At 59.0% G+C, this 24,240-nt stretch carries 16 protein-coding genes; 6 read left to right on the forward strand and 10 right to left on the reverse strand.

Annotation, left to right across the window (positions count from 1 at the left end; translation table 11 throughout):
* Positions 1–155: 155 nt before the first annotated feature.
* From K6N12_RS07400 to K6N12_RS07440, 9 genes are all read right to left on the reverse strand, one after another.
* Positions 156–1,994 carry an adenylate cyclase gene (locus K6N12_RS07400; protein ID WP_097625217.1) on the reverse strand — a complete coding sequence of 613 codons (1,839 nt, stop codon included), beginning with the start codon at positions 1,992–1,994 and terminating at the stop codon, positions 156–158.
* A 195-nt stretch (positions 1,995–2,189) separates the two neighbouring features.
* Positions 2,190–2,579: a hypothetical protein gene (locus tag K6N12_RS07405; RefSeq protein WP_097625218.1), complete on the reverse strand. Its 390-nt coding sequence runs from the start codon at positions 2,577–2,579 to the stop codon at positions 2,190–2,192.
* Positions 2,580–2,665: 86 nt separating this feature from the next.
* Positions 2,666–5,092: an arylsulfatase gene (locus K6N12_RS07410; protein ID WP_097625219.1), complete on the reverse strand. Its 2,427-nt coding sequence runs from the start codon at positions 5,090–5,092 to the stop codon at positions 2,666–2,668.
* A 201-nt stretch (positions 5,093–5,293) separates the two neighbouring features.
* Positions 5,294–6,247: a formylglycine-generating enzyme family protein gene (locus K6N12_RS07415; RefSeq protein WP_097625220.1), complete on the reverse strand. Its 954-nt coding sequence runs from the start codon at positions 6,245–6,247 to the stop codon at positions 5,294–5,296.
* A 694-nt stretch (positions 6,248–6,941) separates the two neighbouring features.
* Positions 6,942–10,757, reverse strand: a complete 3,816-nt coding sequence (locus tag K6N12_RS07420; protein WP_097625221.1) for a vitamin B12-dependent ribonucleotide reductase — start codon at positions 10,755–10,757, stop codon at positions 6,942–6,944.
* 590 nt (positions 10,758–11,347) lie between these two features.
* Positions 11,348–11,935 carry a hypothetical protein gene (locus K6N12_RS07425; RefSeq protein WP_097625222.1) on the reverse strand — a complete coding sequence of 196 codons (588 nt, stop codon included), beginning with the start codon at positions 11,933–11,935 and terminating at the stop codon, positions 11,348–11,350.
* 193 nt (positions 11,936–12,128) lie between these two features.
* Positions 12,129–12,623 carry a xanthine phosphoribosyltransferase gene (gene gpt, locus K6N12_RS07430; RefSeq protein WP_097625223.1) on the reverse strand — a complete coding sequence of 165 codons (495 nt, stop codon included), beginning with the start codon at positions 12,621–12,623 and terminating at the stop codon, positions 12,129–12,131.
* Between the two features lie 204 nt (positions 12,624–12,827).
* On the reverse strand, positions 12,828–13,670 hold the full coding sequence (locus K6N12_RS07435) for a universal stress protein (protein WP_097625224.1): 843 nt from the start codon (positions 13,668–13,670) through the stop codon (positions 12,828–12,830).
* 108 nt (positions 13,671–13,778) lie between these two features.
* On the reverse strand, positions 13,779–14,555 hold the full coding sequence (locus K6N12_RS07440; RefSeq protein WP_097625225.1) for a competence/damage-inducible protein A: 777 nt from the start codon (positions 14,553–14,555) through the stop codon (positions 13,779–13,781).
* Between the two features lie 410 nt (positions 14,556–14,965).
* Here K6N12_RS07440 and K6N12_RS07445 point away from each other — a divergent pair, with 410 nt between their 5' ends.
* From K6N12_RS07445 to K6N12_RS07455, 3 genes are all read left to right on the forward strand, one after another.
* Positions 14,966–16,951 (forward strand): hypothetical protein, encoded by a 1,986-nt coding sequence (locus tag K6N12_RS07445; RefSeq protein WP_222148791.1) that lies wholly within the window; start codon positions 14,966–14,968, stop codon positions 16,949–16,951.
* Positions 16,952–17,712: 761 nt separating this feature from the next.
* Complete coding sequence (locus K6N12_RS07450) at positions 17,713–19,644, forward strand: hypothetical protein (RefSeq protein ID WP_097625227.1); 1,932 nt, start codon at positions 17,713–17,715, stop codon at positions 19,642–19,644.
* Positions 19,645–19,671: 27 nt separating this feature from the next.
* Positions 19,672–19,890 carry a hypothetical protein gene (locus K6N12_RS07455; RefSeq protein ID WP_097625228.1) on the forward strand — a complete coding sequence of 73 codons (219 nt, stop codon included), beginning with the start codon at positions 19,672–19,674 and terminating at the stop codon, positions 19,888–19,890.
* Between the two features lie 486 nt (positions 19,891–20,376).
* Here the strand turns inward: K6N12_RS07455 and K6N12_RS07460 are convergent, their stop codons facing one another.
* On the reverse strand, positions 20,377–20,733 hold the full coding sequence (locus tag K6N12_RS07460) for a VanZ family protein (protein WP_097625229.1): 357 nt from the start codon (positions 20,731–20,733) through the stop codon (positions 20,377–20,379).
* A 192-nt stretch (positions 20,734–20,925) separates the two neighbouring features.
* Here K6N12_RS07460 and ilvA point away from each other — a divergent pair, with 192 nt between their 5' ends.
* From ilvA to K6N12_RS07475, 3 genes are all read left to right on the forward strand, one after another.
* Positions 20,926–22,176 (forward strand): threonine ammonia-lyase, encoded by a 1,251-nt coding sequence (ilvA, locus tag K6N12_RS07465; RefSeq protein ID WP_097625230.1) that lies wholly within the window; start codon positions 20,926–20,928, stop codon positions 22,174–22,176.
* A 37-nt stretch (positions 22,177–22,213) separates the two neighbouring features.
* The gene (locus tag K6N12_RS07470; protein WP_003587069.1) at positions 22,214–22,540 is read left to right on the forward strand and encodes an HlyU family transcriptional regulator; all 327 of its coding nucleotides are present in this window, start codon (positions 22,214–22,216) and stop codon (positions 22,538–22,540) included.
* Positions 22,541–22,790: 250 nt separating this feature from the next.
* A complete protein-coding gene (locus K6N12_RS07475) occupies positions 22,791–24,062 on the forward strand; it encodes a GGDEF domain-containing protein (RefSeq protein WP_097625455.1) in 1,272 nt (423 codons plus the stop codon).
* Positions 24,063–24,240 lie beyond the last annotated feature (178 nt).

Here is a 24,240-nt window from a genome sequence, read left to right on the forward strand (position 1 = left end):
GAATCCCTTCTAAATGGTTTGTCGGACGACTGAGGTCGCTAGCTGGCTCTCGAGTATCAAAAGAAACGATTATCAGCGACCACAACCTACATGGTGACGACAGCGCGCGCGTGTAACATCGGGTATGTTCTGTGCCAGTTGTCCTGACCGTGGCGTTATCGTGGCTGAAGGACATTGGAACCGTCGATCGGCAGCGACATGGTCGCCTGCACCTCGTCCATCGCAGGAAGTCCGGCCGTTCGCAGATCGGCAATCATCCGCGCCCTGTCCTGTGGTTGGAAATTCCGCATCTTGAGTTCGGCCACGATGTTCGCAATGAAGTCGGGTCTCATTTCGTTGAACTGCGAAGCCTCGCTGCGGGCGTCCTCGACCATTCCTGCGTCGACATAGATGACGGCAGCCACCGCATGGAACAGCGGGAACTTCTGCAGGTCAGCCTGCCTGATCTCGATGACAGCGGTCTTGTCGTCGTGCAACATGTAGGCTGCGAGTGCGCGCGTTCCGCGATAGTAGCCGCCGCCGGCAGGGTTGAGAGCAATGGCGCGATCCAACAGTGCTGCCCCCCGCTGCCACTCCCCGCTCATCGCCAGCCGGGTACCAAACTCTCCTAGCAATTCGGTGTCGTTCGGATTGGTCGCCAGTGCCCGTTCGCCTATCTGAAGTGCCTCCGGAACCCGCTGGCTGAAAAACAACGTCGTCATCAGCGCCTGAAGGGCGCGGGTGTTAGCGGGATCCAGTTGAACGGCGCGGCGGGCGGCCTGAAAGCTGCGATCTATCGGCGCGGATGAAATGGGCTTCCGGTTGAACCTGAAGCGATCCTCATCGAGATAGACGATGGACAACATCGCCCAGGCCGTCGCAAAGGATGGATAGCGGGCGACCGCACTTTCGAGGCAGTTACGAACCTCTCCGTGCCGCTCGATGCTCAACTCGGCACGGTAAGCATAAAAGCTCAGCGTACAGCCGTAGATGCCAAGATCATCAGGCGGCGGTTTGGAGACATCGGCCTGCGCCATGATGCCATAGGGCTGCGCCACGGCGCTCGCAACCTTGTTGGCGACGTCGGACTGAATGGTGAACAGGTCGCGGACGCCGATGTCGTCGTCGTAGGTCTGCGACCAGAGGATCGCATCGGTCTGCGTGTCGAGCAGACGTGCCGTCACACGCACTCGGCTTCCGGAGACGCGGACACCGCCTGCCAGCAGGAAGCGCGCACCAAGTTCCCCGCGAATCTGCGATGTCCCCACCTCTGGAGGCAAGGATCTGGACGTCTCGCGACCGAAAACCTTGATCTCCTTGAAGCGGGGAAGGGCAGCGAGAAGCTCCTCAGTCAGGCCCTTCGCGTAGAGTTGCGCCTGAGGACCGTCACCCAGATTAGCAAATGGAGCGATCACCAATGTCGGTCCATCGGTTCCGGTTATGTCGGCAGTCGCGAAGGGCCAGATGGAGCCAAATCGAATGGAGGTCAATCCAGCCAGGGCTACAGCGCCGCCCACGATCACGATCAATCCAAGGGCCACTGCCCACATATGCCGTCTTAAGCTGGTAAAAGGGTACTCGGCGCGCTCCAACGGCAAACTTTGGTCTTCAGCATCAGAATTGTCAGCACTCGAACAAGTCCAGGCAAAGGTCGGCACGTAACCGCCTTTCGGAATGTCTATTCGGATCGGATCGTGTCGACCTGCCGTAAGATAGTAGCGCTCAAGCACCTGCCTCAGCCTTCCGGCCTCGATCCGCACCACCGGATCATCCTGCGTGAAATCGTTGGGGCGCTTGAAGACTTCGACGGCGACAGAATACCCCTTGATCCGGGCTGCGCGGCCTGCAAGCGTCTCCTCCACGGCATAGGTAAGAAATGCGGCACTCCGACCGATATGCGGAAATTGCGGGCTGGTAACGATTTGATTAAGCTGAGCCCGAACATCATCGTGGGTCGGAGGTGGCCGCGTCGAATCCGGCGCGATATCGCGCCTTGATGGCAATGTATCCTGCACGACTTGCTCCTCACCCGCTCTTGAGGGACGTGACTACCGGAGATTTTATTAACTATCTCTTTTGTAACCTACCGCAGAAACTGATCCTCGTCCAACCGGAGAAGCGGACATTGCGTCGTCGTCGCCTCGTAGCAGCCCGCGACCCGAGGCGGCCAAAGCCGTAAATGACCACCCAAGGAAGCACGATGACACGATCTACTGCGCCCGCCGAATAGCGAGCAAGCCCCATAGGGAAGTCGCCGCGTGATAGAGGATCGCCGGCCACAGCAGGATGCCGACCATCTGCAGAACGAGGGCGGAATAGGTCAAGACGGCCATGGTCAGGAAATTGTAGAGCGTCACTCCGACGAGGAGCCCCAGTCTGCCTTGCCTGTCTTCGGCGCCACCCGCACCCCAGCTTGCTGCGGCAAGAGCGAGCAGCGCCGCGCCGCAGATCCGCCCAACCAGTGGTGCCTCCGAAGCGACCTGCTTTGTCTCAAACAGCAGAACGAAGAGGATCGACGGCGCCACGACAAGCCCCAGTCCCGTCGCACCTTCGGCGATAGCGAACAGAGTCAGAAGCATGCGTCGGTGCGCTGTGTTCATGGCGCAGAATCCCCGTGCCCAGGTCAGCGTCCACTTTCGGCATGTGTCGCCTTGGCGACGGGGCGCTCTGCGCTGGACCTCCTGCCTCAAGGTTGCGGCTGAAGTTCTATCTTCAAGTTGTTCAGCTTTCCGTCGAAAGCGAACGGTGCCTGATAGTCGTTATCGTCGACACCGGTTCCCGTGTCGGAGCCGACATCAAAGGTTTCACTCGCTTCGAGAGCAAAGGGAATGGTATGAGGGAAGGTCCCGCTTGCCGCCTGGGCTCCGTCGATGGTGATTGTCCCCGTCCCACCTTTGCCGAGGCCCGGCCCGTCGGACTTGAAGGAGAACACGAGATTGTGCTTTCCAGGCGTCAATGCCATTGCACCCTCCACCCTTGGCCTGGCGAGGTCCAACAGGTCATAGACAAAGATTGGCTTCCCGTTGAGCAGGTAGAAGCCCCATCCCCCGAAGCGCCCGCCCGCAGTCGCAAGCATGCCGTTGCCGCCGCCAGCGGGCACATCGATATCGGCCGTGATCGTGAAGGACTTGTTGAGGATGCTCGGTGCCGTCCCGAGGGGGACGCCGACGATCGGTTTCGTATAGATGAAGTCATTGCGTCCAGCGACGATGCTCGGTCGCGGGAGAATGAAGCGCGTCAAGGCCGAGGCATCCAACGGCAGGACCTGATACTTTGCGGCCTCGATCCAGAACAAATCCTGCAACTCCTTCAGCTTGCCGGGATTGGCGGCCGCCAGATCATTGTTTTGCGTCCAATCCTTGGACAGGTCGAACAACTCCCAGGTCACGCCGTTGACGATGTCTTTCGGGATCGGAGCCGTTCCGTTCCAAGGTTCCCGATAGGGCAATGTGGAGGCGATCCACCCATCGTGATAGATCGCGCGATTGCCGAACATCTCGAAATATTGGGTCGAATGTTTCGATGGCGCGTCGGCGTTTGCCTTGTCGAAGGTGTCGGCCAGGCTCACGCCTTCGATCGGCGTCTGGGTGATACCATTGACCATCTCGGGCGCGCGGACGCCTGTCACTTCCAAGATCGTCGGGACGATGTCGATGACATGGTGGAACTGGTTGCGCACCCCACCCGGATCTTTGATGTGACCCGGCCATGCGATGGCCATGCCGTTGCGAATGCCGCCGAAATAGGAAGCGACCTGCTTGGTCCACTTGAAGGGCGTATCGAAAGCCCATGCCCAGCCGACTGAATAGTGCGGATAGGTCGCTGCCGACCCCCAGGCGTCGTAGAATTTGAGCTGGTCCTGGACGGGCACGTCGACGCCGTTGAAGAAAGTCATCTCGTTTGGCGTTCCAGCCGGGGAGCCTTCCGCGCTCGCGCCATTGTCGCCGCTGATAAAGATGATCAGCGTGTCATCGAGCTTGCCCATGTCCTCGACCGCTTTGACGACCCGGCCGATTTCGTTGTCGGTATAGGCGAGGTAGGCTCCGTAGACGTCGGCCTGGCGGATGAAAAGCTTCTTCTCATCAGCAGAAAGGCCGTCCCACGGCTTGATAAGCTTATCGGGCCAAGGCGTAAGTTGGGCATCCTGCGGAACAACGCCAAGTCTCTTCTGGTTGGCGAAGATTTGGTCGCGCAGCGCATTCCATCCCTTGTCGAAGAGATGCAAGTCGCTGATCTTTTTGATCCACTCGGGGGTCGGGTGATGAGGCGCATGCGTCCCGCCCGGTGCATAGTAGAGGAAGAATGGCTTCTTGGGATCGAGCTGGTTGAGTTGGTTGAGATAGTTGATGGCGTCGTCCGCCATATCAGTCGTCAGGTTGTAGGTTGGGTTATTCAGATAGGGATAGACACGCGTGGTATTGCGGTAGAGGTCCGGTTGCCACTGGTTGGTCTCGCCGCTGACAAAACCATAGAAATACTCAAATCCCATTCCGATGGGCCATTGATCGAAGGGACCCGCCTGACTGGTTTGGAAAGCTGGCGTGTTGTGGTTCTTGCCGAACCAAGATGTTGCATAACCATTCGCCTTGAGGATTGTGCCGATCGTGTCCTTGTCCGCGGTAATGACACTGTCGTAGCCCGGATAACCGGTCGACGCCTCGCTGATCACACCGAATCCCACTGAATGATGATTCCGGCCCGTGATCAGAGCGGCGCGTGTGGGGGAACACAGCGATGTCGTATGGAAGTTGGTGTAGCGCAGGCCTATGTTGGCAATCCGGTCGAGCGTTGGCGTCGGAATGACGCCACCGAAGGTGCTCGGGGCCGCAAATCCAACGTCATCGGTCAAGATCAGCAAGACGTTGGGCGCCCCCTTGGGCGGTACCACTTGCGGCTGCCAATATGGCGTCGACTGAAGCGCGTCGAGATTTGTCGTGCCGCCGAACTCGCCTGGTGGCGGCGGGATCTGTCGGCCGTCGATTGTGGTTGTCGCACTGGGCGCGCCGGCTGTTCCATTGATGACTTGCGCTGGCGCACTCGTCCCGCCGATGGAAAAAAGTGTAAGCGCCGTACCGCCTAAGAGGGCAGCCAAAGTCAGGATACTGCTTTTCATCTCGGTCCCCCGGCAATCGATCCCGCATGATGCTGACCGTTTTATTCGGGGAGGGTATGGCCAGTACCGCGCACGCGCCAGTAACATACAGTATGCACTGTCGATCCGCGTTCGCTCCTACAGTCACATTGCAGACTGAGTTGCGGACCCGCAATCGGCGGCTTCGTTCCGCCGAGGCGCCCTTTGGTTATCACGCGGCCCTCACGTGCGCTTGACGCAGCGAAATCCGACATGACTTGTCGACGTGTCCTCAGGCTCGGCATGTCTGGCGGCGGGACGATAGCGCCTGCAGTAGTTCGGCGCGCAGAGGTGGGATCCGCCCTTGAGCACGCGCCGGGGGATCCTGATGTCTGGCATCCCCGGATCATAGCTGGCGTCGGCGTCGCCTCCGCGGGGATTGATGGGGATGCAGCATGAATGGCTGGCAGGCTCGGGATGGCGTGCCGACCAGAAGTCAGAGGTCCATTCCCAGACGTTGCCGATCATGTCGTAGATGCCGTAGCCGTTTGATGGAAAGGATCCGACAGGGGACGTTCTATCTGCACCGGCGGGCTTGGTGCTCTGCGTAGGGAAGGTGCCCTGCCAGGTGTTGGCCATCAGCTTTCCTTCCGGGATCAACTCGTCGCCCCAGGCAAATTCGGCATCATCAAGGCCGCCGCGCGCCGCCAGTTCCCACTCGGCCTCGGTCGGCAGATCTTTTCCCGCCCAAGCCGCATAAGCCTTGGCGTCGCTATAGGCGATATGAACGACGGGATGATCGAGCTTGCCGCGGATGTCCGTGCGACCACCGTAGGGGTGTCGCCAGTCCGCTCCGAACTTGAACGACCACCACTGCGTAATGTCGGGACCGACGACGGTTTTCGGCGGCGTGAACACCAGCGATCCGGCTCGCAGCATTTTGGAGAGCGCTCCAGCATAGTCCTCGGCACGGGGCGCCCTTTCGGCGACGGTCACATGTCCGGTGGCTTTGACGAATGAGGCGAACTGGCGGTTGGTGACGGGGGTGGCGTCGATCCAGAAGCCGTCGACCGTCACCGGATGGGCAGGAGCCTCCTCCACATAATGCTTGTCCGAACCCATGGTGAAGGTATGGCCGGCCACCCAGACTAGGCCCTGAAATCCCGCGTCGTCCACCGCGCGCCGGTCAGGTATCATTTTCGTCACCCTCGCTAGCGTATCGCCGTTTCATATAACGATGCGTGCCGCTGATCTCCGATCAGGATAACTACCCCCCACAGCCGCGTTCTTGAAGTAGGTTACAGTAAGATACGACCGCGGAATTCGATCGAGCCAGGTAGAAGTTGCGGCGATGATATCGCGTCGACACTGATGTCGCCTGCCACGCCATTGCTGTTCTGAACGGCTTTCGCCCGGATATTTGTTCCTGGCTAAACGCGGATCCGTCAGTAGGCTACGGTAACCTGCTTGCTCTCCTTATGTTTGCCGTAGCTTATATACGCGCCGAGGCAAGCCGACAGTCCCTAGTGTTTTCAACGCGGCATGCAAGCCCGATCTATCGCGATCTTCACGAGATGACCCTTCAGGAACTGCTTGGGATGCAATCACGCATCGCCATAGCAGGTGCGGAATCGGAGTCGCCTGAGGCGGATTTGAGGTTCTTCGGTCATCCGGACATGTGTGGAAGTCCAGCTTTCATTCAGGCAATGACCGAAGTCTGGGAGGAGATTGTGGGGCTACTTCCTCTAAGATCACTCGTAAAAAAGTCCCGTCCGCTGCGCCCTCGTAAAAAATCCATCGGTCCAGATCGCAATCTAGACCGATGGATTCTGTGTCATAAAAGTGGCGCTATGTCATAACGCTTGTCGCGCCAGAGGAACTCCGAGAGTCTTCAGCTGCACCCGCTCGTCGCACCGCACGTGTCGCACTTCTCGCAGGTCCCATTCCGCACCATCGTGAAGTTCTGGCACTCCGAGCACATGTTGCCGGTATAACCCTGCATAATCGAGCGCTGGCGGCGTTCGGCTTCCACCTTTTTGGCTTCGGTCTTCGCCGTTGCCGCGTCCGCTGCCGCCTTGTCGGAGAAAAGGGCGGTGGCGTCGCTGGTGATTTCCTCAGTTACCTCTTCGGCGATCTCTTCGGCCAATTCCTTGGCGCGCTCCTCGTAGTCGCGCTTGAAGGCGACGATTTCGGAAGTGGAGATGGCTGCGGTCGGTTCCAGTTTGCGGGCAGCACTGCCGGCAAAGGCGGTGACCGTGCCGGTGGAAGCGGCGCGGGCAGGGGCTGCAGTGGCAGCACCCTTGGGTTCGCCGGCCTGGCGTTCGCCGCCGGTGCCGGACACCAGCGTCGGCTTGTAGCCGCGGGTCCAGCCGGTCGACAGCAGGTTGGTCTTGCCTTCCTGGATGCCCTTGCCGAGTGCGGTGTTGGAGAAATCCGACGTATCGACATGGGCGAGGTCATGACGGCCGAGATAGGAGACGGCAAGCTCGCGGAAGACATAGTCGAGGATCGAGGTAGCGTTCTTGATCGCGTCGTTGCCGATGACCATGCCGGCCGGCTCGAACTTGGTGAAGGTGAAGGCCTCGACATATTCTTCGAGCGGCACGCCATATTGCAGGCCGAGCGAGATGGCGATGGCGAAATTGTTCATCATCGCCCGGAAGGCAGCGCCTTCCTTGTGCATGTCGATGAAGATCTCGCCGAGGCGGCCGTCGCCGAATTCACCGGTGCGCAGATAGACCTTGTGTCCGCCGACGGCGGCCTTCTGGGTATAGCCCTGGCGGCGGTTCGGCAGCTTCTCGCGTTCACGCGAAACGCGTTCGATCACCCGCTCGATGATCTTTTCGGTGATGGTGACGGCCTGGGCGGCGACGGGCGCCTGCAGCAGGTCCTCCAGCGCATCCTCGTCGTCCTCGTCCTCGATCAGCGAGGCATTGAGCGGCTGCGACAGCTTCGAGCCGTCGCGATAGAGCGCGTTCGCCTTGAGGCCGAGTTTCCAGGAGAGCAGATAGGCGTTCTTGCAATCCTCGACGGTCGCCTCATTCGGCATGTTGATCGTCTTGGAAATCGCACCCGAGATGAAGGGCTGGGCAGCAGCCATCATCCGGATATGGCTTTCCACCGAGAGGTAGCGCTTGCCGATTTTGCCGCAGGGATTGGCGCAATCGAAGACCGGCAGATGCTCGGCCTTCAGGAAGGGCGCGCCTTCCAGCGTCATCGCGCCGCAGACATGGATGTTGGCGGCTTCGATGTCCTTCTTCGAGAAGCCCATATGGTCGAGCAGGTTGAAGCTCATGTCGGCGAGCTGTTCGTCGGAAACCTTCAGCTTCTCCTTGAGGAAGTCGGCGCCGAGCGTCCACTGGTTGAAGACGAACTTGATGTCGAAGGCGCTCTTCAGCGCCGCATTGACGGCTTCCACCTTCTCGTCGGTCAAGCCCTTGGCCTTCAGCGTCGACGGGTTGATCGCCGGTGCTTGGTTCAGGTTGCCGTGGCCGACGGCATAGGCCTCGATTTCGGCGATCTGGCTCTCGGAATAGCCGAGCGTACGCAGCGCGTCGGGCACGGCGCGGTTGATGATCTTGAAGTAGCCGCCGCCGGCGAGCTTCTTGAACTTGACGAGGGCGAAGTCGGGCTCGATGCCTGTCGTGTCGCAATCCATGACGAGACCGATCGTGCCTGTGGGGGCGATGACCGAGACCTGGGCATTGCGGTAGCCATGCTGTTCGCCGAGCGCGAGCGCCTTGTCCCAGGCCGATTTGGCGTGGGCGGCAAGATCCTGATCCGGGTTTTCCGAATGGATCAGCGCGACCGGGTCGATCGACAGCGCCTCATAGCCGGAGGTTTCGCCGTAAGCGGCGCGGCGATGGTTGCGAATGACCCTGAGCATGCTGTCGCGGTTCGGCGCGAAGTTCGGGAAGGGGCCGAGCTCGGCAGCCATTTCGGCCGAGGTCGCATAGCATATGCCGGTCATGATCGCGGTCAGCGAACCGGCAATGGCGCGGGCCTCAGTGGAGTCATAGGGAATGCCCGACGACATCAGCAGGCCGCCGATATTGGCGTAGCCGAGCCCGAGCGTGCGGTATTCATAGGAGAGTTCGGCAATGCGCTTCGACGGGAACTGCGCCATCATGACCGAGACTTCGAGCACGACAGTCCACAGGCGAACGGCGTGTTCGTAATCGGCGATATTGATGCGCTTGGTGGCCTTATCCTTGAACTGCAGCAGGTTCAGCGAGGCAAGGTTGCAGGCGGTGTCGTCGAGGAACATGTATTCCGAGCACGGGTTCGAGCCGCGGATCGGGCCGCCGGCGGGCGAGGTGTGCCAGTCGTTCATCGTCGTGTTGAAGTGGATGCCAGGATCGGCCGAGGCCCAGGCGGCGTAGGAAATCGTTTCCCAGAGATCGCGCGCCTTCAGCGTCTTCATCACCCGGCCGTCCTTGCGGGCGGTCAGCTTCCATTCGCCGTCATTTTCCACGGCGCGCAGGAAGTCGTCCTTGATCGAGACGGAGTTGTTGGAGTTCTGGCCGGAGACCGTGAGATAGGCTTCCGAATCCCAATCCGTGTCGTAGGTCTTGAATTGAAGATCCTTGTAGCCCTGGCGGGCGAACTGGATGACGCGCTGGACGTAGTTCTCCGGAACCTGGTCCTTCTTGGCGGCGCGGATTTCGCGCTTCAGGGCAGGGTTCTTGGCCGGATCGAAGCAGTCGCCGTTGTCGCCACCTTCGCAATTGAAGCAGGCTTTCATGATCGTCTTCAGGTGCCGGGCGACGACCTTCGAGCCGGTGACGAGGGCTGCGACCTTCTGTTCTTCCTTGACCTTCCAGTTGATGTATTCCTCGATATCGGGATGGTCGATATCGACGACCACCATCTTGGCGGCGCGGCGCGTCGTGCCGCCCGATTTGATGGCGCCGGCGGCGCGGTCGCCGATCTTCAGGAAGCTCATCAGGCCGGAGGAGCGGCCGCCGCCGGAAAGCTTTTCGCCTTCGCCGCGCAGCATCGAGAAGTTGGAGCCGGTGCCGGAGCCGTATTTGAACAGGCGCGCCTCACGCACCCACAGATCCATGATACCGCCTTCGTTGACGAGATCGTCCTCGACCGACTGGATGAAGCAGGCATGGGGCTGCGGATGTTCGTAGGCCGACTTGGACTTGGTCAGCTTGCCGGTGAAGGGGTCGACATAGAAATGGCCCTGGCCGGGACCGTCAATGCCGTAGGCCCAATGCAGGCCGGTGTTGAACCACTGCGGCGAGTTCGGCGCAACGCGCTGGGTGGCGAGCATATAGGCAAGCTCGTCCTTGAAGGCCGCCGCATCTTCTTCGGACGAGAAATAGCCGCCCTTCCAACCCCAATAGGTCCAGGTGCCGGCAAGGCGGTCGAAGACCTGGCGCGCATCGATCTCGGAGCCGGTCTGCTCATCCTTGGACAGGGTCTTCAGCGCCGCATCGTCGGGAACGGAGCGCCACAGGAAGGAAGGAACGTCGTTTTCCTCCACCTTCTTCAGCCGGGTGGGGACGCCGGCCTTGCGGAAATACTTCTGCGCCAGAACATCGGTCGCGACCTGGGAGAACTGGGCGGGAACGTCGATATTCTCGAGGCGGAACACGATCGAACCATCGGGGTTCTTGATCTCGCTGGTCGCCTTGCGGAATTCGATATCCGCATAGGCGCCTTGGCCGGCCTTCGTGAAACGACGTTCGATGCGCATGGTCTTGACCTCGTGTTGGCGCCCAGTCCCCACGACCGGGGCGCAAAATTCCTATCCGGCGGCACATTGTCGTCGTGCAGCCAGTCTCGTTTCCGTATTGTCACAGGGGTGTCATCCGGAGATGTCCTTCCTGTATCTTGTGGTGATGGTGGCTGCAAACGCTAAATATAGTATTAACAGCTTATTATCGCCAGTCCCGACGTCACTTTTTTTGGAGGCTGAAAATCGCGCAGAGATCCTGTCAGGCCTGACACCGTTCCCGGCCAGTCGCCCTGATTCCGCGTCCTAATTTTCAATAGGGAACCGGGCTCGTTACCTCCGGTCCTGTCGCCGCCGCAACATCAGGGACAGTAAGTTTGAAACGGGTGATTCCGTCAAGGGCTGGCCGTTAATTGATTGCTAACCACAACATCTTGTGGATGCGCCTGTGGAGATTGGGGAAAGCCGGGGAGCCCTGAAATTACAATGGCTTGCAGGCGCTGCCGGCCAAGGAAAATGCCGGAACCACAAAAAAGCGTCCTGCGGCAAATCTTGTGATGGCATTTCCCGTGCAAATGCGCATGCCGATTCGGCGCCGAATTCAGCCCTCTTCAGAGCGCGTCGATGGCGATGGTGACGGTGGCGACGCCGATCGCCTTGTCCTCTTCGTCAATGACGACGAAGCTCGCCTGCGTTTCGAGCATCTGGGTGGATTGGTTGCGTTCCGCCCGGTCGATGAAGATCTCTCGCGAGCCGTCGGCGAAGGTTCTGAGGTATTTCTCCTCGTCGCCCTGCCAGTAGTCGGCGGTGATGGTGCTTTGCCCCACATTCAGTCCATGACTGTCGGTGACGAAAAATTCGACGATCGCCCCCTGCGAGGCGTCCTGCCTGGTTTTCAGGTAGTTCGACACGGATTTGTCGAGCAGCAGCTGGACCATCTGCAGATGGTGCCGATCGACCTCCGACCGATAGGTCTCATCGAGGACCCGCATGTCGATTTCGCTGACATCGGTGAATTTGGCATTCTGCTCGGCGATGGCTTTCAGCACCAACGGCGTTTCCACCATCGGCCGGATCCGCGTCTCGACATAGTCGCGCACCAGGGGAACATAGGCAGGCTCGGCGCGGGCAGGCGTGAGGGGAAGCAGACATGCCGCCAGCCCGACGGCAACCACCGCAACATGTCCCCACCGCGCCATCGTCGTTTCCTTCTACCGCATCGTTTGCTGCACGCTTTAAGCGCAGTTTGATACGATTCGCAGCTGCCGAGTTTATGCGAATAAGTTAAAATAGATGTGCAGATCCCGATAGCGGATTCAGGAAACCTCGCCGACAAAAACTGGAACAATTTCAAGTGGTAAATACGAGGGGTGCGCGCTGCGACCTATGGGCTCAGCGCGGCCCCTTGGCGATCGGCTCCTGGTAGGTGAAGCCCATGTCCCAAGGGAAGTAGATCCACGTATCCTGGCTCACCTCGGTGATGAAGGTATCGACCGTCGGAACACCCTTCGGCTTTGCATAGACGCAAGCGAAATGCGCCCGCGGCAGCATGGTGCGCACCTGGTCGGCGGTCTTGCCGGTGTCCGTCAGATCGTCGACGACGAGCACGCCTTCGCCGCCGTTTTCGGCGAGCTCGGGCGCTATTCCCTTGAGCAGCGTCATGTCGCCCTGGTTGACGTAGTCATGATAGGAGGCGACGCAGACGGTCTCGATCAGCCGGATGTTCAGTTCGCGCGAGATGATCGCGGCCGGAACGAGGCCGCCGCGGGTGATGCAGACGATCGCCTTGAACGTTTGATCGAGGCCGGCAAGCCGCCAGGCAAGGGCGCGCGCATCGCGGTGGAACTGATCCCAGGAGACGGGAAAGGCTTTATCGGGAAGGGACATCGGGCTGCTCCGCGGCATGAAAAATCAACACGCCGTTTGCCGGCGACCGGAGGGGCTTGAGGCGGCGATCGGCAAAACAAGAAATCGCGCGAGCCGGAACTGCGCGAGATCGCGCGCTGCACTGCGCGAGTTGTGCCGAGGCCCGAAGCCGTCATCGGTCGGCGCAATTAACGGAATTTGCCGGCAAAAGGCAAGAGCAGCCGATCAACGCGACAGAAGCGTCAGCGCCGTCATCGATTGCAGCAAGGTCCTCGTCGTGCCGCCGAAGATCATCTGCCAGAGCCAGGAATGGGTATAGGCGCCCATCACGAGAAGATCGATGCTGTTGTCCGAAAGCCGGTTCTCGATGACGTGCGAGGTGTTTTTATCCACGCTTCGAGCCGTCGAAAGCGTCGTCTTCACGCCGTGGCGGGCGAGCGTGGCGGCGATATCGGTGCCTGCCGTCAGCGGCGACTGCAGTGCGGTGTCGGCCGGATCGACCGACAAGATCTCCACCGCGTCGGCCGCCTTCAGGATAGGCAGCGCGTCGAAGGTCGCGCGCGCTGCCTCCTTCGAGCCGTTCCAGGCGATCAGCACGCGCTTGATCGGCTTTGGCTGACGGATGATGTAGGGGATTATCAGCACCGGCCGGCCGGTTTCGAAGAGAAAGCTGTCGACGTCGACATGGCTGTCGGAGGATTTGGCCGGATCGGCCTGCGAGGCGATCAGCAGATCGGCGCTGCGGGCGCTTTCGATCAGCGGTGCGGAGCCGTAGCCGATGGAGGTGGCAAAGCTGCGCCACTCCGAGGAACCGCCTGAGGCCTCAGCCTTGGCGCGAAAAATCCGCTCTACCGCGATCGTTTCGCCATGCGCCATATCCTGCAGCGCCTGCACGGCGACGGGATCGGGGATTTCCATCGGCGCCACCAGCGGTACGGCGGAGATGTTTTCGGCATGCAGGCCGATCACATGGGCGCCGCTTTCGGCGGCAATGGCAAAGGCGAAATCGGCGACGGCGGCGCTATTGTCTGCTGTATCGAGAATGGCGAGAATGGTTTTGTAAGACATATCAATTCTCCTTGCGCTGAAATGGCGTGCGCGAGGGAAGGAATGCACCGGACCGTTCTTCCGTTCCTTGACGGGGATTAAGCCTGATCCCCGGTTCCGGTTATGCCCTCAAGCCTCGGCGGAATGGTTATCGGCGATGTCCTTCCTCTGGCGGATGACGTCGATCATGTCTTGCACCGCGGCGCCGGCCGCATCGATTGCTGCCTGCGCGCGGCCACGCACGACGATCTCGGTCGAGAATTTCTGGCCGATATAGCGGGGGTAGGAGCCGATGCTGGTTTCCGGATGGGCTTTCTGGATCGCCGTCAGGGGCGTACCGATCTCGCCTTCGCCGTAAGGGCAAGCGATGGCGAGCGAGAGCACCGGCGTTCCGGTTCGAAGCATCGGCAGCACATTGTCGACCATCGCCTGGAAGACCTGCGGCACGCCAGCCATCACGTGGACGTTGCCGATGATGAAACCCGGCGCCGTCGACACCGGATTGGCAATATGGACAGATCCGCGCGGCATGCGCGCCATGCGCTGGCGCGCCTCGGTGAATTCCATCTCGCGGCGACGGTACATATCGGCCAGCAGCGTCATCGCCGTTTCGTCATATTCGCACGGCACCCCGAAGGCCTTGGCGATGGCATCGGCGGTGATGTCGTCATGCGTCGGCCCGATGCCCCCTGATGTGAAGACGTAATCATATTTGCCGCGAAGCGCGTTCAACGCCTCGACGATCGCCTCCTCATCGTCAGCGACGATGCGCACCTCCTTGAGATCGATACCGGAAAGCGTGAGCAGATCGGCGAGGTGGCCGATATTTTTGTCCTTGGTGCGGCCGGAAAGAAGTTCGTCGCCAATGGCGAGCATGGCGGCGGTAACAACGGTGGCGTGGCTCATGGGATGTTCCGTGATGTGAGGCTGGTGAATAGGTAGCGCCCTTCGGCCGCTTTGCAAACACTCGCCGATGCGTCACTTTTACCGAAACTAAAACAACGAAGAATTCAAGTGCGGCTCGCTCCACGGCACCTCCAGCGGGCGTGGCGAAAGCGCTAGACGCCGACGAGCTATAGTTCCCAGGTAATCACTGCGTCTCTCGGATTGCAGGCAAACGGTTTACAAGCTATGGCGGGTCTGTCGGCGACAAGGCAATTAGATCGAAGTGCAAAGCCCCCAAACCTTTTCAGCATTTCCCTACCTGGCGATGGATCGCTGCCTTCCAGATTTGCACACGATCCGGCAGTTCGCGCGCCGGAATCTACGCTGTCTTCGCAGTAAGCAATCGCAGTGGGGGAGAGGAACATAAGATCATGACTGTCCTTGCGGTGTGGCTTGTCGTTGCCGCGATTTTACTGTTTGGCCTGACCCTCAATCGCGCTCTTGTGCTTTGGCTAAACCGCGGCTTTCATCCGCCTGTTCGTGACGGCACGGATCTGCTCTTGAGCGGTATCTTGCCGGGGATTGCTCTCGTCGGTGGTTTGGCAACGGCCCTCGGAGTCATTCATCTGTTGCGCATAGAAATCGTGTTGCCTCTTGCCGCGATTTTGATGATCTGGCGACGGAATGATGTTCTGGCGACTTTTGTTGATTTGCGCAATCTGGCGGGGGTGGGCGTGCGGGCGACTGCCAACGGCAATCCCTTTCCTCTTTTGGCATCGGGCGCATTTATTGTCTTGATTGGGGTGATTTCGGTAACAGCGCTCTTCCCGGCAGGATCGGCGGATGTTTGGGCATTTCAGATTCCGCTCGCGCAAAGCATCGTTTCCCATGGTGGGTTTGTCACGCCGCAGATAGGCAGCAATTTTTACGGAAACATACCGCTTTTCTTCAATGTGCTTTTTGCCAGCACATTGCTATTCGTCGATCACTGGCTCGGGGCGGGCCTGATGAACGCGGCGATTTTCCTCGGATTTTTGTTATTGCTCACACACCGCTGGCGGGCGGCTGGATTGTTGCTGGTTTTCTTCCTGATCGTGTTTCAGCCCTTTTTTACGCCAGGCGTGGCAGTCCCTTTAACTGATCTTCCCAGATCCTGTTTTTCGGTTGCCGCCGTCCTTTATCTCTGGCGCTATCTTGAGACCGGCAGGCCCTCTGAGATCGTCTCTTGTGCTTTGCTCGTGGGTGGCGCAGTCGGCGGCAAATACACCGAGCTTCAGATGGTTGGCTTGATCGGTTTGGCGCTCTTGCCGTCGATCTATCGCGGCAAAATGCCATTTTCGCTTTTTTTGACCTGCCTGGCCGCGTTTCTATCCCTTGCGGGCTACTGGTACATCAAAAATCTCATCGTGCTCGGTAACCCTATCTATCCTTTCATTTTTGGGCATCCCGGACTTTCGGATCAGTGGATGGCGGACTACAGACTTGAGCTCGGCCGTGCTTTCGATCCGGCAAACCGGGTTTTCGTGACCGATCTTACGACCCGCCAGGGTTGGCACGACTTCTTCTTTATCTTGCATGATTGGTTTCTGGATCGCCGGCGATATGCGATCGTCGCTCTCATCCTGATCATCGGCGCATTGCTCGCGTCGTTCAGAAGGATATTTGTGCTTGTAGCGACAACTGCTGCGATGTTCATCATCTGGTACGCCGTCATGTTCAACCATATCCGATGGGCGACGCCGGCCTATTTGCTATATTTTTCGACCGCTTATATTGGCGCGAGTCTGATCGTGGAAAAAATTGCAGTCAGCAAAACCGCTCAACCGGGCGGCTTTGTGTTCGACATGTCTGCACGCCTGCTGGCAGGACGTAGGGCCATCAATGGCCATTTGTTTACGCTTGCAGTGGTGGTTATCGCTCTTGTGGTGTTCTGTCTTCCTGCAGTCAAATTCGTTTATCGGCCCAGCCGCCAACCCTATTCCTGGATGGAGCAGGGAGTCATGGAAGTCCTGATCGGCCGGCAAAAACTCGATGGCTTTCTTGGGGCCCAGCGTGAAGGTTACATCATTTATCGCTATGTTGCGGCAAATGATTTGAGGACTGTATTTCAACCGTTCGACACGGGCAGCATTTTATTTGCGGCCGCCTACACGGGAGGCAGAGATAGGGGATGGTTGCTGCCCCCTTATATATTTCCCGACTCCGAAAATGATGTGGACGCCTTCGTCAAACGTAACAACATCCGGTACTTTATCCGGGTGACGGAGAAACAGGAATTGTTGGCCGAACGCGTTGGCGCCGCCAAGTTTGGGTTGGCGCAAATAACCATATCGCGAATGTTGCCGGAATCGACTTTGTTGCTGAAAGACGGATTTGGGTGGGAACTGTACCGGTTCAACGGTTTTCCCTCGCAATGAAACCCGCAGGGCTGCGGTGACGCCCATCTTCTCATGGGTGGCCTGATTTGTATGGCATATGGTGCGGACGGCGGGGGTCGAACCCGCATAGCCTAAGGCCGAGGGATTTTCTTACCGCTACGGCTTTCGCCGCCGCCTTCCGGCGTTTGTGGTCTGGACTATACCTTCACCCTAGCGTCTGCCTTAGGTGCTGCCCGTCTAGTCTCTACACCTTCCCCTTGCGGGGCTTGGCTCGGGATTGCCATCTGACAGGTTTCCCCGACTTTGAGCAGTTCTACATCAGGCGTTTCCGCCAGTGCACTCAATTTTGCTTTAAGTCCCTTGTGTCTACCGATTCCACCACGTCCGCGTGGTTCTCCCTGCTAACAAAGAGAGGCGGCATTCTCAACCGATATTCAGTGGCGAGGTGCGATTCCGTTTCAAACGCTGGAAGCCCTCCATACCCGGTCGCTCGAATGTCCGGCTGCATTCGGCAGTAAAGCGACAATCCGGTGCGCCGATCAAAGCTCCGACAAGCAACTGAACATTAGGAAGTTTTAAATTGACGCTGTCCCCATGCCGGGCGCGACAGTCGATTGCGAAATTTCATGCCAGTCAGCGTAGAAAACTTAACACAACCCCTGCGACAGAAGCTTGTTGAATTTCGCAGGACATTGGGACAAAGTGCTGGCTGGGGTAGAGTTCGCGATTTTTACTGTTGCAATACGTGCACTTCACTTTTCATTGTGAGCGCCGGGACATGTGGTGACTTAAAAGGCAAAATGGCTTTTGTTCTGAAGACCTTCGGGAGGTTGCAGCTCGTCGACGAGGAGGGGAACGCTGTCGCGTTTCCCGAGAAAGGCCTGCTGCTTCTCGCCTATTTGTTTACAACCGATCAAGGTTCGGCGGATCGAACGACCTTGGCTCGCTTCCTTTGGGGCGAGGCCGACCGGGAGGTTGCACTGTCGACTTTGCGGAAGGTGATTTCGAGAATTAAGGCCCGTCAAATCGATCTTGGGGTAAACATCCTTTCATCTCAGGGCAACGTGCTCACTCTCGACCGGGGGGCACTATCGTCTGACATGCTCCTGGCCGACAAGGAGGAAGAGGTTGAGCCGTTCTCCCGGCTGAGACAGCTGGTGACGCTGATGAACCAGCCTTTTCTCGAGCCGGTTCACAGCCAGAGCCGCCAGTTTCAGTATTGGCTCGCCGAACGTGAAAATTACCATAACGAGCTTCTCGCCAATACTTTGAGAACGGCGTCGCAGCTGGCCCCGTCGCGAAAGAACGCCGAACTCCTGAGGAAGGCGGCGGTTATCTTGTTTCGGACCGAGCCGAAGGATCCCGAGACGCTGCAACTGCTCATAAAGATCCTCAAGGCGGAAGGGGAAGTCGAATTACTTCGGAGCTATTTCGAACAGCGGCGCAGTGCGACATCGAGAGGCAGTTCCGCGCGTACCGGATCCGACGACGGTGACACGAAATACCTGCGCCCGCCATCCGCGTCGTCAAAGGCGAAACTTGAGGCTTCTCTTCCCCTGGAGCCCGAAGATATCCGGATTTCCATTCCCCGCCTGGTGCTGCTTCCCCCTAAAAATCAATCCGCTCGGCCGCAAGCCGGTTTTTTAGCTGCGTCTTTGGTGGAGGATATAACGATCGGATTTTGTGTCTTCAACAGCCTGGAGGTCATAGCCCCGTATTCGGCGGTTCAAATCGGCCACCAGGTGGAGACGCAGAAGGCTTTCTTCGAACGCCATTGCGTCAACTATATCCTCGACACCCGGATCAGCAATATGGGCGATGAGGTGACGCTCTTTGCCCAACTGATCTTTTTCGATCAGAATCAGATCGTCTGGGCCGAAAGGTTCAGCCTCGATCGTATGGATCTCGCCAGAGACAGGCGAGTTGTTGCCCGGCAGATCGCTCTCTCCGTATCCAGCGAAATCGAGCGTCATGAGGCGTTGCGCGAAGATCTGAACCCGGTTGCCTACCACAGATATCTTGTCGGCAGGCGGCATCTGGCGCGGTTGACGCTTCCGAACCTGCGGCGCGTCCGCAAGGAGATGAAAGCCGCACTCAGCGTCAGCCCCGATTTCGCACCGGCGCTAAGTTCGATGGCGCGGACCTACTCCAAGGAATGGTTGCTGACGGCTCGGGGAGATATCGATCTTTTGCAGTTGGCGGAGACCTTCGCCAAGCAGGTCACCGAGATGCGTTCGGACTTCGCCGATGGCTATCGCGAGCTCGGTGTCGCCAAGTTGTTGCAGGGTGCCTTCGATGAAAGCGCCGAAGCCATGGAAGTGGCGGAAAGCCTCGCCCCGCACTACGCCGACGTGATTGCCGACTACGCGGACACGCTGGTTCATTGTTCGCTCCCGGCCATGGCCTTGCGAAAGATCGAGCGGGCAATCGAGCTGAACCCGCTCGGTCCCGACACCTATTTCTGGACTGCTGCGGGAGCAAACTATGCCCTCGGCGAATTCGAAGCTTCGCTGGACTATATCGGGCAGATGGCCGATCCTCATTTAGCGGATAGGTTGTCCGCTGCAAATTGGGCCATGTTGGGTCATCAGGACAAGGCGCGGATCTTCGTACGAAGGTTTCGTGAAGGCAATCCGGACTTCGATGTGGACAAGTGGTTGTCCGCAGTACCAAGTAAAGAGCAATGGCATAAAGATCTTTATCGTGAAGGCCTGAAGAAAGCTGGATTTTAAACATCAATCGTTAGAGAGGGCAAAAACATGGCTACAGTTGTTGTTATTAGTGTTGATGGTCAAGACGGGCTATGGGTCGCTGATCTGGACGCCGGCACAGTACTGCCGCTCCCGGTCCCGAAGGCGGGCGGCCTGAAAGTCGTGACCGATCTTCGCGCCACCGGCGCGACGGTGACAAAGGGCGTGAATGTGGCTGTCACGGTCAAGTCAGCGGAAGCGGCATTCTCTGGCCATTATGACGGCTAGGGTTGAATGATTGGCGCCATAGCGCCGTTGCGTTCCGGATTGCGATCTTAGGAATTCGTGCACAGGCGCGAGAGACGGCGAGGGGCATTTGACCTCCTCGCCGCCGAGCACCAATCCGGCGCTGCACTGATGGGATCATAGTCGTCCCCAGCGCCGATCAAGTGTAACGGATCTCAGCGACAGTCTATCGGCCCTGGTAATGCGGGGTTCGGTTCTGCTTGCCCACGCACCTGCTTAATACCGGTTGAATATACATGTATATTGTGGATATAAGCGTGTTATTGCTTGACAAGAGCGTTTTCGGTGTAAGGATTGCGCCGCGGCGGTTGAGTAAGTGTTGTCTTGTGGGAGTAAGGCGATGGTTTACGATTGGACTGGTGCCAGGGTTCGGCGCATCCGGATATTCAAGACCAGTATCGCGCTTGTTCTGGGAACCGCGATTGCTGCAATACCGCTGTTCTTCTGGGCCGTGGAGTTTCGCGGTTTTTAACCGGAGATAATCAGCGTCTCGCGCCACCTGTTGATCACCCAGCCGGCCAGCAGTCCGATGGCGGCGCCCATGGCCTTGATGCCGGCATCATGCAGGCGCGGATGGCGCGTCGGCGAGAGGTACTGCAGATATTCGATGGCGACGGTACCAGCGATCAGCAGCACGGCCACCAATTTCCACTGTTTCGGATAGGCGAGCGCAAAGGCGAGGCCGACAAGAATATAGGCGCTCGCGCGGTCGGTATCGACAGTCGTAACGGTCTCCGGCCTCAGCCCGATCGGCGAAACCGTCACAAAGATGATTAAGGCGAGCAGCAGCCAGGCGAGCGGCCTTGCGAATTTGAACATGATCATGGCTTCATATTTAGTGGCTCGTCTTTTCATTGACAGTTAAAATCAGTTCATGTGCCGGCTATTTCGCGGTGGGCTTAAGAAAAGCTTTCGCAAACAGGGCTTGGACCGAACCGTAAACGGCCGAAGCGGCCTTTCCTATGCCGGCCGGCCTGTGCCATAGCGGCGGTATCATTATGAGAATGGATCACGCCCGTGACGAGACTTGATGTCGAAAGCGCCGAAGAGGCAATGCGCAGCCTTTTTCCGGCAACGCCGCTGCAGCTCAACGATCATCTCTCGGCGCGTTACGGGGCCGATATCTGGCTGAAGCGCGAGGATCTATCGCCGGTGCGCTCCTACAAGATCCGCGGCGCCTTCAACTTCTTCCGCAAGGCGATCGGGCAGGGTGCTGCCGGCAAGACCTTCGTCTGCGCCTCGGCCGGCAATCACGCCCAGGGCTTCGCCTTCGTCTGCCGCCATTTCGGCGTGCCGGGCGTCGTCTTCATGCCGGTAACGACACCGCAGCAGAAGATCGACAAGACCCGCATGTTCGGCGCCGAATTCATTACCATCCGGCTGTTCGGGGACTTCTTCGACCAGTGCTACCAGGCCGCGCGCGACCATGTCGAAGCGGTCGGCGGCGTCATGGTGCCGCCCTTCGACCATGCCGATATTATCGAAGGGCAAGCGACGGTCGCCGCCGAGATCATGCAGCAGCTGCCTGAGGGAACGGTCCCCGATATGGTCGTGCTGCCGGTCGGCGGCGGCGGGCTTGCCGCCGGCATCACCGGTTATCTTGACGGCATCGTGCCGAAATCGGCCTTCGTCTTCACCGAGCCCGCCGGCGCACCGAGTCTGAGGCGCAGCATCGAGGCAGGTGAGGTGACGACGCTTGCCAAGGTCGACAACTTCGTCGACGGCGCTGCCGTCGCCCGCATCGGCGACCTGAATTTCGCCGCGCTGCGCGATTTCCCGGCAAGCCAAGTGCAGCTGATGCCGGAGAACGCCATCTGCGTCACCATCCAGGAGATGCTGAATGTCGAAGGCGTCGTGCTGGAGCCGGCAGGCGCTCTGTCGCTGACGGCGATCGCTGCGATGGACGCTCAGGCGATCCGCGGCAAGACCATCGTTGCCGTCGTCTCCGGCGGCAATTTCGATTTCGAGCGCCTGCCTGACGTGAAGGAAAGAGCCATGCGTTACGCAGGGCTGAAGAAATATTTCATCCTCAGGCTCGCCCAGCGCCCCGGCGCGCTTCGGGATTTCCTCAATCTGCTCGGCCCTGACGACGATATTGCCCGCTTCGAATATCTGAAGAAATCGGCGCGCAATTTCGGCTCGATCCTGATCGGCATCGAAACCAAGGCGCCGGAGAATTTCGCCCGGCTGATCGGAAATTTCGAAGCCGCCGGCATGGGTTACGAGGATATCACCGAAAACGAGATCCTCGCCAACCTGATCATTTGACTTGGCGACAGCAATGCCATCGTGCTAAAGGCGGATCATGGCTTCGTTCCTTTCAAATCTCTTTTCGATGTTCTCCGGCGGCGGCAAACCGGCTTCCGAGGCGGCAGGCCCTTCCGGCGAGCCGCAGCTTTATAACGATTGCACGATCTACGCGGAGCCGCGCAGGGAAGGCAGCCAATATCGCCTTGCCGGTCGCATCGAAAAGAAGGTCGGCGACGAGGTTCTGGTGCGCAATTTTATCCGCGCCGATCTGTTCTCGTCCTCCGACGATGCGCTCGAATGCACGGTGCGCAAGGCGCAGCAGATTATCGATCAGCACGGTTCGTCACTCTTTGGTGACGGTGAGAAGCTTCGTCAGGTCTGAGACCGGGATATCCGTCGCATCCATGCGTGGCCGCAATTATTCTTCTTTTTCAATCCTGTGACGCGGCGACACCGTCGCGGATCGGCATCTCGCTCACGCAATCTTAAAGGGTTGCAGTCAAAGGTGTCGCCTGCAGCATGTGCAGGGCCGCCCTCGTGTTTGACTTTTTCGGACAATCGACCAAAGGATCCGCTGTCGCGACCGTTGCGCCCGCGTTCCGTCCAGGGCGCCGGCCTGAAGCCGGGGTATGGTGATGGAGACGCTCAACCTCGCCCTTTTCGTCGTCGAAGCCGTCGCCTATTTCGTGCTGATGGTGACGCTTCTGCACTTCCGTCATCGGCTCGGTCTCGGGGTTTTCCTGACGGCGCTCGGCGTCATGCATTTCATGGAAACCTACCTGGCGGCGGTCTTCTATGTCTCGCTGCCGTTCGGGGATGTGTCGCCGGGCTCGTCGGTCTTCTTCTCCGGCAAGCTGATGATGATCCTGATGCTTTACCTACAGGAAGATGCCGCGACGGTGCGCCAGCCGATCTATGGCCTGTTCCTCGGCAACCTGCTCACCGTCGGCATTGCCTGGGTGCTGCAACTGCACCTGCCGCTGCAGATGTCGCCCGCCCACACGCCGGATGTCGATTTCCTCCAGGAGATGGGCTGGCTGATGGTCTGGGGCACGGCGCTGCTTTATGTCGATTCGCTCGGCATCATTCTGCTTTACGAAAAACTCGGCGATTTCTTCCGCCGGCGCGTCGTCCTGCGTTTCCTGATTTCGGGCTTCGTGCTGCTGACCTTCGACCAGATCGGCTTTTTTGCAGCGCTGAATTATTTCCTGGATGTGCCGATCGCCGCATTCTGGGCAGGTTGGAAGGCGAAAATGCTTGCCGTCTGCCTCTATGCGGCAATGTTTGCAATCTATGAATATCGTATTCGCCGCGGCGGCAAGGCCGGCTCCGCGCGTTCGATCAGCGACGTGTTCGGCGACCTGACGTTCCGCGAGCGCTACAACGATCTTCTGGAGCGTACCGGTCGCGACATGCTGACCGGCGTCTATGACCGGACGCGCATGGAGGTGGAGGCGCCGCTGATGATGCGTGAGGCGCTGAGACAGGGTCTCTACGCCACGGTCCTGATTATCGATGCCGATCACTTCAAGGATGTCAACGACGGCTATGGGCATCTCCAGGGTGACGAGGTGCTGAAGGCGATCGCCGCCCGCCTCGGTACGACGCTGCGCTCGAGCGACCGCATCTTCCGCTTCGGCGGCGAGGAATTCGTCGCCGTCTGCCCCGGCACCGATCACGAGGAAGCTTTGCTGCTTGCCGAACGCCTGCGCTGGACGATCGCCACCAGCGTCAAGACGCCGGATGACAAGCCGGTCACGGTCAGCATCGGTGTTGCGACCGCCGACGAGGACGGCGTCGATTTTACCGCCGTGCTGACGGCTGCCGACGGCAGGCTCTACGCGGCAAAGAAGAGCGGCCGCAACTGTGTCGTCGGCCGTTCCGGTGTCGTGCAACTCGGTTGACCCGATCAAACGCAGTGCGTCCGCTGCCGGTGTTTGTGATGTTGCATAAACCGAAACGCCTGACAGCGATATCATGCCTTTTCAATGGGTTATAATAACAATAAAAACGGCTTGTTAGCACAATGCAAACGTGATCTCCATTGCCGCAACGGATCAGCTTTCCTGCAAGGGGCTTGGA

This window comes from Rhizobium redzepovicii (assembly GCF_019793435.1).
Lineage (GTDB): Bacteria > Pseudomonadota > Alphaproteobacteria > Rhizobiales > Rhizobiaceae > Rhizobium > Rhizobium redzepovicii.

What these genes read in the sequence shown, in the direction of transcription:
- K6N12_RS07405 (WP_097625218.1), bottom strand. Translation starts at nt 2,579, where the DNA reads ATGAACACAGCGCACCGACGCATGCTTCTGACTCTGTTCGCTATCGCC.
- K6N12_RS07410 (WP_097625219.1), bottom strand. Translation starts at nt 5,092, where the DNA reads ATGAAAAGCAGTATCCTGACTTTGGCTGCCCTCTTAGGCGGTACGGCG.
- K6N12_RS07415 (WP_097625220.1), bottom strand. Translation starts at nt 6,247, where the DNA reads ATGATACCTGACCGGCGCGCGGTGGACGACGCGGGATTTCAGGGCCTA.
- K6N12_RS07420 (WP_097625221.1), bottom strand. Translation starts at nt 10,757, where the DNA reads ATGCGCATCGAACGTCGTTTCACGAAGGCCGGCCAAGGCGCCTATGCG.
- K6N12_RS07425 (WP_097625222.1), bottom strand. Translation starts at nt 11,935, where the DNA reads ATGGCGCGGTGGGGACATGTTGCGGTGGTTGCCGTCGGGCTGGCGGCA.
- gpt (WP_097625223.1), bottom strand. Translation starts at nt 12,623, where the DNA reads ATGTCCCTTCCCGATAAAGCCTTTCCCGTCTCCTGGGATCAGTTCCAC.
- K6N12_RS07435 (WP_097625224.1), bottom strand. Translation starts at nt 13,670, where the DNA reads ATGTCTTACAAAACCATTCTCGCCATTCTCGATACAGCAGACAATAGC.
- K6N12_RS07440 (WP_097625225.1), bottom strand. Translation starts at nt 14,555, where the DNA reads ATGAGCCACGCCACCGTTGTTACCGCCGCCATGCTCGCCATTGGCGAC.
- K6N12_RS07445 (WP_222148791.1), top strand. Translation starts at nt 14,966, where the DNA reads ATGACTGTCCTTGCGGTGTGGCTTGTCGTTGCCGCGATTTTACTGTTT.
- K6N12_RS07450 (WP_097625227.1), top strand. Translation starts at nt 17,713, where the DNA reads ATGGCTTTTGTTCTGAAGACCTTCGGGAGGTTGCAGCTCGTCGACGAG.
- K6N12_RS07455 (WP_097625228.1), top strand. Translation starts at nt 19,672, where the DNA reads ATGGCTACAGTTGTTGTTATTAGTGTTGATGGTCAAGACGGGCTATGG.
- K6N12_RS07460 (WP_097625229.1), bottom strand. Translation starts at nt 20,733, where the DNA reads ATGATCATGTTCAAATTCGCAAGGCCGCTCGCCTGGCTGCTGCTCGCC.
- K6N12_RS07470 (WP_003587069.1), top strand. Translation starts at nt 22,214, where the DNA reads ATGGCTTCGTTCCTTTCAAATCTCTTTTCGATGTTCTCCGGCGGCGGC.